12 protein-coding genes are annotated in these 12487 nt (G+C 69.3%); 9 read left to right on the forward strand and 3 right to left on the reverse strand.

Features of this window, described 5'->3' with window-relative positions:
- Positions 1 to 19: 19 nt before the first annotated feature.
- Complete coding sequence (locus tag ASG32_RS18100; protein ID WP_056528832.1) at positions 20 to 544, reverse strand: DUF3280 domain-containing protein; 525 nt, start codon at positions 542 to 544, stop codon at positions 20 to 22.
- Positions 545 to 730: 186 nt separating this feature from the next.
- On the opposite strand from ASG32_RS18100, the gene ASG32_RS18105 reads away from it, so the two are divergent.
- The 9 genes from ASG32_RS18105 to ASG32_RS18145 all read left to right on the forward strand — a co-directional run bounded on the left by ASG32_RS18105 (position 731) and on the right by ASG32_RS18145 (position 9523).
- Positions 731 to 2002 (forward strand): ABC transporter substrate-binding protein, encoded by a 1272-nt coding sequence (locus ASG32_RS18105; protein ID WP_056528835.1) that lies wholly within the window; start codon positions 731 to 733, stop codon positions 2000 to 2002.
- A 121-nt stretch (positions 2003 to 2123) separates the two neighbouring features.
- Complete coding sequence (locus ASG32_RS18110) at positions 2124 to 3107, forward strand: YVTN family beta-propeller repeat protein (RefSeq protein ID WP_056528838.1); 984 nt, start codon at positions 2124 to 2126, stop codon at positions 3105 to 3107.
- 67 nt (positions 3108 to 3174) lie between these two features.
- Positions 3175 to 3609 carry a hypothetical protein gene (locus ASG32_RS18115; RefSeq protein ID WP_081636452.1) on the forward strand — a complete coding sequence of 145 codons (435 nt, stop codon included), beginning with the start codon at positions 3175 to 3177 and terminating at the stop codon, positions 3607 to 3609.
- Positions 3609 to 3851, forward strand: a complete 243-nt coding sequence (locus tag ASG32_RS18120) for a hypothetical protein (protein ID WP_056528841.1) — start codon at positions 3609 to 3611, stop codon at positions 3849 to 3851. Before ASG32_RS18115 ends, ASG32_RS18120 begins: the two co-directional genes overlap by 1 nt.
- The gene (locus ASG32_RS18125) at positions 3848 to 4597 is read left to right on the forward strand and encodes an ABC transporter ATP-binding protein (RefSeq protein ID WP_056528844.1); all 750 of its coding nucleotides are present in this window, start codon (positions 3848 to 3850) and stop codon (positions 4595 to 4597) included. The genes ASG32_RS18120 and ASG32_RS18125 overlap by 4 nt, the downstream gene beginning before the upstream one ends.
- Positions 4594 to 5487 (forward strand): ABC transporter permease, encoded by an 894-nt coding sequence (locus tag ASG32_RS18130; protein ID WP_091976459.1) that lies wholly within the window; start codon positions 4594 to 4596, stop codon positions 5485 to 5487. The genes ASG32_RS18125 and ASG32_RS18130 overlap by 4 nt, the downstream gene beginning before the upstream one ends.
- Before the next feature lie 13 nt (positions 5488 to 5500).
- Entirely contained in the window at positions 5501 to 6139 is a 639-nt protein-coding gene (locus tag ASG32_RS18135; protein WP_056528847.1) for a hypothetical protein, read from the forward strand.
- A 247-nt stretch (positions 6140 to 6386) separates the two neighbouring features.
- A complete protein-coding gene (locus ASG32_RS18140) occupies positions 6387 to 8957 on the forward strand; it encodes a TonB-dependent receptor (protein ID WP_056528850.1) in 2571 nt (856 codons plus the stop codon).
- A gap of 212 nt (positions 8958 to 9169) precedes the next feature.
- Positions 9170 to 9523 (forward strand): hypothetical protein, encoded by a 354-nt coding sequence (locus ASG32_RS18145; RefSeq protein WP_082557930.1) that lies wholly within the window; start codon positions 9170 to 9172, stop codon positions 9521 to 9523.
- Positions 9524 to 9564: 41 nt separating this feature from the next.
- Here ASG32_RS18145 and ASG32_RS18150 read toward each other — a convergent pair whose 3' ends face one another.
- Positions 9565 to 11082 (reverse strand): undecaprenyl-phosphate glucose phosphotransferase, encoded by a 1518-nt coding sequence (locus tag ASG32_RS18150; RefSeq protein ID WP_056528853.1) that lies wholly within the window; start codon positions 11080 to 11082, stop codon positions 9565 to 9567.
- Positions 11083 to 11226: 144 nt separating this feature from the next.
- Positions 11227 to 12426, reverse strand: a complete 1200-nt coding sequence (locus ASG32_RS18155; RefSeq protein ID WP_056528856.1) for a glycosyltransferase family 4 protein — start codon at positions 12424 to 12426, stop codon at positions 11227 to 11229.
- Positions 12427 to 12487: the final 61 nt, after the last annotated feature.

The raw sequence follows: 12487 nt of genomic DNA on the forward strand, positions 1-12487 counted from the left end.
CGAACTTGAACGGGCCGTCTCAGGACTTCCCGGGCAGCGGCTCGGCGAGCAGGCGGTTCTTCACCACCCAACGCATCGCGTGCGCCCAGGTATCGTCGGTGTCGGCCCGGATCGTCACCTGCCCGCCGCGCACCACCTTGCCGGTATCGGCTTCGGCGATCGCGACGCTCAGGTTGAAGATCTGGCCGGACCCCTTCTCCACATAACCGGTCACGACGAGGTCCGCACCCAGGCTCTTGGCGATGTCGGCCGCGCAGCCGTTGCATTTGTAGAGCGGCCCCTCCTTGGCCACGACGTCGGCCTTGGGCGCGGTATCGACGATGTCCAGACCGGCCTTGTCGCGCAGGGCGTTGCGCAACTCGTCGGTGACGAGGGCGAGCTTCCGGGCGTCCATCGGCCGCGTCCGGGATCCGTAGGCGGCACCGGGATCGAACAGCTCGACCGGGAAGACGGCGGCCTTCTCGGCGGCGCCGGCCGCACCGGGCAGGGCGGTCCACAGGACGACGCCGCAGGCGAGCGCGGCGCGGAGAGACGTGTGGCGCATCGGCGGGAGCTTCCTCTCGAGGCGTGCGACCGCCCGAGGCGGCGGCATCGTTCCCGCCATAGGTCGGGCGAAGGGACAATTTGGCAATGTACTTCCGCGCCCGCCTATCCCACGACGGTAACGTGAACGTCGGGACGAGACGCCGCGGTTGAGCGGCCTGAGCGGAAGCTGATAGAGGCCGCGCGCATGCACCATCCTGCACCCGACACGGCCCTCCGGCGCAAGACGCGCCCGTCCTGGCTGCGCGCGGTCGCCGTCGCGCTCGCCATCGCCCCGGCGGCGGCGCGGGCCGAGGACCCGGCGCCGGCCGCGGCGGCGCAGCCGGCCCAGGCCGCCGCTCCGCAGGCGCTCGAGACCCATGTCGGCCTGATCTACCGGCCGCAGCCCGCCCCGTCCTCGTACGATGCCGAGGCGGCGCCGGAGGACGAGGGCCTGGCCGGCGCCAAGATGGGCATCGCCGACAACAACACCACCGGCCGCTTCACCAAGCAGACGTACGTCCTGGACGAAGTCGCCCTGACCGACGACAAGCCGGACGCGGTGGCGGCGGCCAAGGAGCTGATCGGCAAGGGCGTGCGCTACCTGGTCCTGGCGCTCCCCGCCGACGCGGTTCTGGCCGTGGCCGACGCCGTCAAGGACACGGGCGCGGTCGTGCTCAACGCGGGGGCGCCCGACGATCGTCTGCGCGGCGCCGAGTGCCGCGCCAACGTGTTCCACATCCTGCCGTCGCGGGCGATGCTCACCGACGCCCTGGCGCAGTACCTGACCGTGATGCGCTGGCGGAAGCTCTTCCTGATCGTCGGCCCGACCGACGCCGACAAGGCCTACGCCGACGCGATGCGCAACTCGGCGCGGAAGTTCGCGCTGAAGATCACCGCCGAGAAGCCCTGGACCTTCGGCCCCCTCGCCAAGGCGCGCGGCGACACGCCGACCCGCGCCGAGGCGATGGTCTTCACCCGAGGCCTCGACTACGACATGGCCATCGTGGCCGACGAGGAGGGCGACTGGGGCGACTACGTGCCCTACCGCACCGTCGATCCGCGCCCCGTCGGCGGCACGCAGGCGCTGACGCCGACGACCTGGTCCCCCGTGCTGGAGACCTGGGGTGCCGCGCAGGCCCAGAACCGGTTCCGGCGGCTCGCCTCCCGGCTGATGCGCCCGCTGGACTATCAGGTTTGGGCCGCGGTGCGGACGGTGGGCGAGGCCGTGACGGCCAAGAAGACCAACGACCCGGCCGTGATCGCCCCGTACCTCGTCGAGCCCGCCTTCACGCTGCCGGCCTACAAGGGCGTGCCGCTGAGCTTCCGGCCCTGGGACCACCAGCTCCGGCAGGCGATCATCGTGGTACAGCCGAAGGCGCTGGTCTCCGTCGCGCCGGAGCAGGGTTTCCTGCACCAGCGCACGCCCCTCGACACGCTGGGCGTCGACCTCCCCGAGACCACCTGCAAGTTCAAGTGAACCCGCGGCCTGCGGCGATGGCGAGCGGCCAAGGCCCTCGCAACGCGCGGAAATCGCACTACAAACGTCCCCCGAGAACGTCCGCCCAGGGCGCCGGGCCGTCGCAAGGGAAGGAAACCGTATGAGCCGCCGCGTCGAGGCATGTCTGAGTGGGGTCGCCCTCGGTGCGTGGTTCGCCCTGTGCGGGCCGGCCGCCGCCTTCACCGCCTACGTGACGAATGAGAAGGGCAACTCGGTCAGCGTCATCGACACCAACACGATGGCGGTGACGGCGACGTGGAAGGTCGGGCGGCGCCCGCGCGGTGTGACCGTCTCCAAGGATGGCAAGGAGCTGTTCGTCTGCGCGAGCGACGACGACCGGATCGACGTGCTCGACACCAGTTCCGGAAAGGTGGTGCGCTCGCTGCGCTCCGGGCCGGATCCGGAGCAGTTCATCCTCGACGCCACCGGGAACCCGCTCTACGTGGCCAACGAGGACGACAGCCAGGTCACGATCATCGACATCGAGAAGAACAAGGTGCTCGCCGAGGTACCGGTGGGCGTCGAGCCGGAGGGGATGGGCCTGTCGCCGGACGGGAAGATCCTGGTCAACACCTCCGAGACGACCAACATGGCCCACTTCATCGACACGAAGACGTTCCAGGTCATCGACAACGTGCTGGTCGATGCCCGGCCGCGCTTCGCCGAGTTCACCGCCGACGGCAAGTTCCTGTGGGTCTCCGCGGAGGTCGGCGGCACGGTGAGCGTGATCGACGTCGCCCAGCGCCGCGTCATCAAGAAGATCACCTTCAAGATCCCGAGCGTGAACGACGAGGCGATTCAGCCGGTGGGCATCCGGATCACCAAGGACGGCAGCAAAGCCTTCGTGGCCCTCGGCCCGGCGAACCGCGTTGCCGTGATCGACGCCAAGACCTACGCGGTCGAGAAGTACCTGCCTGTCGGCCAGCGCGTCTGGCAGCTGGCCTTCACGCCGGATCAGAAGCAGCTGTTCACCACGAACGGCACCTCCAACGACGTCTCGGTGATCGACGTCGCCGCCGAGAAGGTGGTGAAGAGCATCCCGGTCGGGCTCCTGCCCTGGGGCGTGGCGATCTCGCCGAACTGATCCGCGCGACCTACGGGCGCCGAGCGAGGATTGCCGCTGACCTAGCGGCCATAGGGTGGAACACGACATGACGCGCATGTTTCGAACGGCGGCCCTCGGCCTGGCAGGGCTGCTCGCCGCGGCACCCGCCAGTGCCCTCGACCTGACCAAGAAGCGGGAGAACCTGCCCGACCTGGTCCTGGGCGACGATCAGGGCAACGATTTCGTGGTCGAGAACAAGGACATCACGCTGGAATCGGGAAAGGCCTACCGGCTGCGGATCGTCGCCAAGGGGCGCCAGGAATACAAATTCTACGCACCGGAGTTCTTCCGCTACATCTGGTTCAACCAGATCGTGATCGAGCACAAGGAGATCCACGGCGGCGGGCCGCCCGATCACCTGGAGTTCGACGATCCCGGCGAGATCGCCATCGAGTTCGTCGCGATCAAGCCCGGTACCTACACGTGGTCGGTGCACGGCCTGGAATCCAAGGGCATGACCGGCACCCTGACGGTGAAGTGATGCGCATCCTCCTCCTCTCCGCCTGCCTGCTCGCCGCCGGCCCGGCCCTCGCGGCCGACGACGCCTCGTCCTGCGCCGAGGGCATCACGATGATCCGCGACGCCCTCGCCCTGAACCCGCCCGAGACGGCGGTGCCGAAGCTCAGGAAGGCCCTGCGGGTCGCCGAGCGGGAGCAGAAGGAGGGCGAGTTCGACGAGTGCCTCGACGCCGTGGCCGACGCCCGGAAGGTGCTGGGCCGATGAGCGCGCCCGAGCCGGCGGCGCTCCTGATCGAGCATGTCGGCCACAAGTTCGGCGCCCGCGCCGCGCTGGACGACGTTTCGATCACGGTGGAGCGCGGGCACTTTGCCGCGCTGCTGGGACCGAACGGTGCCGGCAAGACGACGCTGTTCTCGGTCATTACCCGGCTCTACAACAACCAGACGGGACGGGTCTCGATCTTCGGCCACGCCCTCGATCGCGAGCCGTCCCGGGCGCTGGCGCGGCTCGGCGTCGTGTTCCAGGCCCGGACCCTCGACACCGATCTCACCGTCGAGCAGAACCTCCTCTACCACGCGAGCCTGCACGGCATCGCCCGCGGTCCCGCCAAGGTGCGTGTCGGCGAATTGCTCGACCGCGTCGGTCTGGCGGACCGGCGCCACGACAAGGTGCGCACGCTCTCGGGCGGCCAGTCGCGCCGGATCGAGATCGCCCGCTCGCTGATCCACCGCCCGGACCTGCTGCTCCTCGACGAGCCCACGGTCGGCCTCGACCTCGAGTCGCGGGCCGACATCGTGGCGATCGTCCGCGCCCTGGTCCGGGAGGAGGGCTTGTCGGTGCTCTGGGCGACCCACATCTTCGAGGAGATCGCGGACGACGACGACGCCGTGGTGCTGCACCGGGGCCGGATCGTCGCCCGAGGCCGGGCCGGCGGGATCGGCAGGCCCGGCGAGGCCCTCGCCGACGCGTTCCGCCGCCTGGTCGCCGAGCCGGGGAGGGCGGCGGCATGACGAACCCGACGCCCCTCGCCACCCGGATCGGCCCCGCCCCGCCGCGCGGACAGGCCGCGCGGATCGGCCGCCTCGACGCGGTCGGCTACCTGATCTGCCTCGGCGGCATCGTCCGCCGCGAGCTGCTGCGCTTCTTCAATCAGAAGGAGCGGTTCTTCTCGGCGCTGGTCCGGCCGCTGGTCTGGCTGTTCATCTTCGCGGCCGGCTTCCGCAACACGCTCGGCGTGTCCATCGAGCCGCCCTACCAGACCTACGTGCTCTACGAGGTCTACGTGGTGCCGGGCCTCGCCGTGATGATCCAGCTGTTCAACGGCATGCAATCGTCACTGTCCATGGTCTACGACCGCGAGGTCGGCTCGATGAAGGTGCTGCTCACCTCGCCCTATCCGCGATGGCTGCTCCTGCTCGCCAAGCTGATCGCCGGCGTCGCCGTGTCGATCGTGCAGGCCTACGCGTTCCTGGCCGTGGCGTATTTCTGGGAGAGCGACATCCCGTGGCTGGGCTACCTCGCGGCGCTCCCGGCCTTCCTGGCCACGGGGCTGATGCTGGGTGCGATCGGGCTGTTCCTGTCCTCGCTGGTCCGCCAGCTCGAGAACTTCGCCAGCGTGATGAACTTCGTGATCTTCCCGATGTTCTTCGCCTCGTCGGCCCTCTACCCCCTGTGGCGGATCCGCGAATCCTCCGAGACCCTCTACTGGATCTGCGAGCTGAACCCGTTCAGCCACGCGGTCCAGCTTGTCCGCTTCGCCCTCTACCTTCAGTTCGAGCCGGTCGCCTGCGCCGTTGTGGTGGGCGTGGGGCTCGCCTTCTTCGGCATGGCGGTGGTCGCCTACGACCCCGGCCGCGGCATCATGGCCCGGCGCGGCGGCCCGGCCGGCGACAACACCTGATGGAGTCCGCCCGATGAACGTCCTCCTGACCCGCATCGTCGGCCCGGCGCTGGGGCTCGCGATCCTCGCCGGTCCCGCCCTGGCGCAGCCGAAGCAGGATCCGGATTGGCCCTGCGTCCAGCGCAAGGTCGCCACACTCAGCCCCGGCCAATTCTGGACCGGCCCCGACGTGGAGGCCGCAGGCGACTGGGGCAGCGACAACGACGCCGCCGTCCTGGCGCAGAAGATCGCGTCGCGCCGCACCGACCTCTCGCAGGTCGGCCCGCTTCTCGACACGTTCGCGGAGAAGTTCGGCTCCGACAAGGACGCGAAGGACAAGGCCCTGACCCGCGTCTACGCCGGCGTGTTCGAGGTGCTGAACGGCGAGCGCAACAAGGTGGTCGGCGGCATCGCGCGCTACACGCAGGGCCAGCGCCGGATGGCCGAGCGGATCCGCGACGAGGCCGACAAGATCAGTCAGGTGAAGGACGCGCCGAGCGCCTCCGACGCCACGGAACTCCCGAAGGACCAGTCCGAACTGGAGACGAAGTTCGCCTGGGATCGCCGGATCTTTCAGGAGCGGAGCCAGTCGCTGACCTATGTCTGCGAGGTTCCGCAGCTGCTCGAGCAGCGGCTCGGCGAGATCGCGCGCCTGATTCAGGCGCGGCTCTGACCCCGCGCCAGCGATCATTGCCAAACTATCCCGGGCAGATTGCCGAAATATCCTTAAGTGCCTGAAATCTTTACCGAAACTGTTGCTGTTTAACCACGTGGCGGCGGCTTCGGTCGGCGCGGCCCGGAAATGAGGCCGAAACGCGTCTCACGTGTTCTTGAACCAATTGTGCGCGTTCCCGGCACCCGCCAAGAAAGACCCAAGCTCGGCAGTCACGAGCACGTGTTTGGGTTTGAGGGGGTTGGGGATGTCACTTCGGGCGCTTCGGAGCAGCCTGGTCGCGTCGGCGTCGGTTCTCGCCGGGACTGTCGTTCCGGCGGTAGTGCAGGCTCAGCAATCGGTCACGCTCGGCGAGATCAGCGTCGTCTCGACGTCGCCGGTCGGGTCCGGCGGCGGAAATTCGAGCCAGGCGCAGATCTTCAACGGTCCCGGACCGGTGCCGCCGGCCGGCTCCCTGGGACCGAGCACCGGCGTGCGGCTGCGCGGCTCCGAGCAGCCGCTCTACAAGATCCCCAGCACCGTCGAATCGGTCACGGCGAGCGATATCACGATCGATCGCGCCAGCGACAACCTGACCACGACGCTGGCCCGGCGCACGCCCGGCATCAACGTCTCGGACTCGCAGGGTAACAACAACCGCGTCGACATCACCTATCGCGGCTTCACGGCCTCGCCCGTGCAGGGCGTGCCGCAGGGGCTCGCCGTCTACCAGAACGGCGTGCGCATCAACGAGGCCTTCGGCGACATCGTCAATTTCGACCTGATCCCGCCGCAGGCGATCCAGCGCATCGACGTCGTCACCGGCAACCCGGTCTTCGGCCTCAATGCGCTCGGCGGCGCGGTCAACATCCAGATGAAGAACGGCTTCACCTGGCAGGGCACCGAGATCTCGGCCTGGGGCGGCTCGGACGCGCGCACCGCCGGCTATCTCGAGTACGGCAAGGTTTCCGGCCCGTGGAGCGTCTACTTCACCGGCGACGGCCTGAACGACCGCGGCTGGCGCTACGAGAGCCCGAGCACGATCGGCCGCCTCTACGGTGACATCGGCTATCGCTCGCAGGATGCGGAGTTCCACCTGATCGGGCTCGCCGCCCGCAGCTTCTTCGGCGCGGCCGCGGCCACGCCGGTGGACTTCACCCACCGCGACCCGCGGGCGATCTTCACCTTCCCGCAGACCACCACGACCGAGGTCGGCACGCTCCAGCTGACCGGCCGGGTCGACATCTCGCCGACCTGGGACCTCGCCGGCAACGCCTATTTCCGCCGCTTCAGCCAGACCTACGTCGACGGCAACGACGGTAACTTCGAGAACTGCAGCACGCGCTCCAGCTTCCGCGGCAACCTCTGCTTCGAGGATGACGGCTTCAGCCCGGCCGCCGGTCAGTCGCAGCTCGCCTTCCGCAACCAGTTCCTGATCCTGGGCCAGCAGAACCAGCGCATCCCGTTCCGGGCGGGCATCCCGTACGGCACGCTGGACACGACCCGGACGGAAGCCACCGGCTTCGGCGGCTCGCTCCAGGCCGCCAACCGCGACCGGATCTTCGGCCTGTCCAACACCTTCGTGGTCGGCGGCAGCATCGATGCGGCCAATTACGGGTTCAAGTCGTCCAGCACGCTCGGCGTCATCAACCCGGATCTGTCGATCACCACCAACCCGAGCAACCCGTTCTACGGCAACGTCCCGGGCCTCGGCACGCCGCAGCTGCGGACCGCCGGCGCGCTCGGCATCGCGCCGAGTTCGGTCAACGGCTCAAACCTCTACATGGGCCTCTACACCCTCGACACGCTCGACGTGACCGACCGGCTGTCGCTGACCGCCGGCGCCCGGCTCAACTTCGCGCGCATCCAGAGCGAGGACCTGACCGGCTTCTCGCCGGACGTGACCGGCACGCACTACTTCAACAAGATCAACCCGGTCGCTGGCCTGACCTACCGGTTCTTCGACGCGCTGAACCTCTACGGCAGCTACTCGGAGTCGAACCGCGCCCCGACCCCGCTGGAGCTGGCCTGCGCCAACCCGGACCGGCCGTGCCTGCTGCCGAACTCGCTGGTGGCCGACCCGCCGCTCAAGCAGGTCACCGGGCGGACCTACGAGGTCGGCTTCCGCGGCCAGCTGCCGAACACCTATGACGGCGGCATCATCACCTACAAGATCGGCGCCTTCCGCACCGATCTCGCCAACGACATCCTGTCGCTGGCCACCCCGGGCAACACCGCCCGCGCCTACTTCGTCAACGTGCCGTCGACGCAGCGGCAGGGCATCGAGGTCGGCGGCGAGTACACGGCCGATTACCTGCGGGTCTACGCCAACTACGCGCTGGTCGACGCGACCTTCCAGTTCAACGGCACCCTGTCGTCGCCCAACAACCCGCTCGCGGATGACGGCGCGATCCAGGTCCGCAAGGGCAACGTCGTGCCGCTGGTGCCGACCCACCAGATCAAGGCCGGGTTCGACTACTTCGTCACGCCCAACTGGCAGTTCGGCCTCTACCTCCAGGCCTTCTCCTCGTCCTATTTCCGCGGCGACGAGTCGAACCTGAACCGCAAGCTGCCGCCATACTACGTTCTGAACTTCCAGACGAAGTATCAGGTGACGAAGAACCTCGAGGTCTTCGGCCTCATCACCAACCTGACCAACAACCGCTACACCACGTTCGGCACCTACGCCGAGCCGGGCGCGGTGGCGGGCAACCTGCGGATCAGCGATCCGCGGACCACGACCCTGGCGCAGCCCTTCTCGGTCTACGCCGGCATCCGCTACGCCTTCGGCGCCGATCCGGTGCCGATGTCGCCGGAGCCGATCATCCGGAAGTACTGATCCGTCAGAGGCGTCGAGAGGCGGGCGCCTCCCGCGGCCAGAAGGCCGCGCGGGGCGCCCGTCGCGTTTCCGCGCTACCGCATGCGGCCTCCTGTCTCGGGAACGGGCCCGTTCGCCCGGCGTCTCCCCGGTAGCCGCACCGGCGCATCACCGTCCGCTCATGCATGAGGGGTCGGCACCGGCCGCATCCCGACACCGTGGAGCTCGTCCCGATGATCATGCGTTTCGCCGTCGCAGCCCTGGCCCTGGCGGCCGCGACGCCGGCCCTGGCGACCCCGTGCGCCGACGAGGTCGACACGCTGCAGCGGCGGCTGGACAGCGCCGGCGCGGCCTCGGTGACCGGCACGACGCCGCCCGGCGGCACCACGTCCTCGAACTCGCCCAAGGCGCTCGACACGCCGCCGGCGCTCACCAAGTCGGACGCCGCCGTGAAGCCCACCGCCTCTGGCGTTGAGGAGGCCAAGAAGCTGGTCGCCCAGGCGCGCCAGCAGGACAAGGCCGGCGACGCCCAGGGCTGCCGCGACACGATCCTGAAGGCCAAGGAGAAGGCCGGCGCGCTGCCGTAGTGGGCTTCCGGCCGGCACCGCTCCGGTGCCGGCCCTTCCTCTCAGTAGGCGTTCTCGGTCTTGAACAGCGCGAACGGCGTGGTCAGCAGGATCTGCAGGTCGAGCAGCACCGACCAGTTCTCAATGTAGTAGAGGTCGTGCTCGACGCGCCGCTGCAGCTTCTCTGAGGTGTCGGTCTCGCCGCGCCAGCCGTTGACCTGCGCCCATCCGGTGATGCCGGGCTTCACCTTGTGGCGCGCGAAGTAGCCGTCGACCACTTGGTCGTAGAGTGTGTTGGCGGCTTTGGCCTGCAGCGCGTGCGGGCGCGGGCCGACCAGCGACAGGTCGCCCTTGAGCACGTTGAACAGCTGTGGCAGCTCGTCGAGCGAGGTCTTCCGGATGAAGCGCCCGACCGGCGTGACCCGGGGATCGCCCCGTGTCACCATCTTGGTTGCGCCGGCGTCGCACTGATTCACGTACATCGAGCGGAACTTGTAGACTTCGATCAGCTCGTTGTTGAACCCGTGGCGCTTCTGCCGGAACAGCACCGGCCCGCGCGATGTCAGCCGGACCGCGAGGGCGATGACCAGCATGAGCGGCGACAGCGCCAGCAGCATCATCAGTCCGACGCAGCGGTCGAACAGCGCCTTCACCACGACGTCCCAGTCGGCGATCGGACGGTCGAACACGTCCAGCACCGGGACGGAGCCCAGATACGAGTAGCTGCGCGGGCGCAGGCGCAGCTTTGCGGCGTGCGCCGAGAGGCGGATGTCGATCGGCAGGACCCAGAGCTTGGCGAGCATCTGGAGGATCCGGGCCTCCGCGGTGATCGGGATAGTGAAGACGATCAGGTCGAGCCGTGCGTGCCGCGCGTAGGCGACGAGGTCGTCGACGTTGCCGAGCTTCGGGTGCCCCGCCACCACGTCTGAGGAGCGATCGGCGTTGCGGTCGTCGAACACCCCGACGATGCGGATGCCGCTCTCACTCTGCGTCTCCAAGGCGGCGATCAGGTCCTCCGCGGGCTGTCCGCCGCCCACGATCGCGGTGCGCCGGTCGAACCGTCCCGCCCGGGTCTGGGCATCGATGATGCGGAACAGGACGAAGCGGCCGACCAGCAGCATCGCGAGGCCGGTGCCGAAGAAGGTCGCGAGCCAGAGGCGCGAGTAGTGGTCGGCGACCTTGGCCAGCACGAGGCCGGCGGCGACCATCAAGAATGTCATCGACCACGCCGCGATCAGCCGGACGGCGGTCTTGAAGAAGCTCCGGAAGGCAGCGACCCGGTAGCCGCCGGACGCCTGGATCAGCGTCACGGTGATCACCGCGATCATGCCGATCGCGCCCGCGTAGGTCAGTCCGAACGGGACGCGGCCGCGGAGCATCAGCACGTGCAGCAATGCGCCCAAGCCGAAAATGAGCGCGCATTCCAGCCCGCGCACCAGACCGGCCACCACGACGGGCGAGATCGCCGTCGGGCCGGGGACGGCGGTCTCGGCGAGGGGCACGCTGCCCGCGGCCGGGGTCGAGGACGCCTCCATCGGGACGGCGGCCTCGAGAAGATCGCGAATGTCGAACGCGCTCATCGATCGGCTCCCCCCGAGCCTTGCGGTCGCTGCCTCGGCGAAACCCTGGCACGGGGCGTTGTGGGAACATTTAAGAGCGCGGGCGCCGCCGCCTTTTCCACCGTGGCGCACAGGCCCCCGTTCCTCTTGTTGCTGGTCTCGTCGTCAGGCGGTCCGGGCCCCGGTGATCGCGCGCGGTGCGGGATCGCGGCGCTCCGCGCGGGCCTCGAAGGCCGCGGCGTAGCCGGAGATCACCTCGCTGCCCATGCGTTCCAGGGAGAAGCGCTGCCGGATCGAGGCGCTCAGACTCTGCGTCCGCTCGGCCAGGGCCTCCGGCGCGGCGTCGAGGACCCGTCGGATCCCCTCCACGAGCGCCGCCGGGTCGCGCGACGGCACGAGGTCGCGCGCGGCCGCGCCGAAGATCTCCGGGATTCCGCCGACCCGAGTAGCGACCAGGGGCTGCGCCGCCGCGGCAGCTTCTAGCACGACGTAGGGCAGCGACTCCGCGAGCGACGGGACCACGAGGATGCGGCCGCGGGCGAGCACGGAGCGGATCGCCTGCGGCGGCTCGAACGCCACTGCGTCGGCGAGGCCGAGCCGCGCCACGGTGTCGCGAAGGATCTCGGCATCCGGTCCTGACCCGACGAGGAGCAGACGCAGCGCCCGGCCCTCGGCCCGCAGCCGGACGAGGGCCTCGAGCAGGTAGGGCAGGCCCTTGGCCTCCCGCAATTCGCCGACGTAGAGCAGGTCGAAGGGCTCGGCGACGCGGTCCAGCGGCGCGAACTCGGCCTCGGCGATGCCGTTGTGCACGATCCGCGTCACCCGCTCGGGACCGCCGACGAAGCTCCGATGGCGGCCGGCGACGTACTCGCTCTCGAACAGGAACGCGTCGGTGCGGCGGGCGAGCACCGCCTCGGCGCCCATGTAGAGGCGGTGCAGCGGGCTGCCCGGCCGGTAATTGTAGCTGCCGCCGTGCGGCGTGTAGGCGCGGATCGCCGGACCCGCCGCGGCGAGCCGGGCATAGGCGCCGCCCTTGGCGCCGTGTCCGTGCAGGACCTCCGCGCCGACCTCCGCGGCCCTCTGCGCCACGGCCCGGAGGCAGGACCAGTCCGACGGATGCGGATTGCGGCGCATCGGCAGCCGGACAAGGCCGAGGTCCAGGCAGGGCACCAGGTCCGCCAGGGCGCCCGCAGCGCGGTCGCCGCCGGTGCTGGAATCACAGATGAGACCGACATGGTGCCCCGCGGCCGCCTGGAGGCGAGCGAGATCCATCACGTGCCGGAACAAGCCGCCCACCGGCGCGCGGAACACGTGCAGGATCCGGTAACGCTGAGCGATGCCAGAGTCGTTCGTCTTCGGGATCACGGTCCAGCTCCCGGGAATATCAGTCCCTAGGTTGTGGTTCACCCGTGGTCGCAGGAAACTT

This window comes from Methylobacterium sp. Leaf361, from assembly GCF_001424445.1.
Lineage (GTDB): Bacteria > Pseudomonadota > Alphaproteobacteria > Rhizobiales > Beijerinckiaceae > Methylobacterium.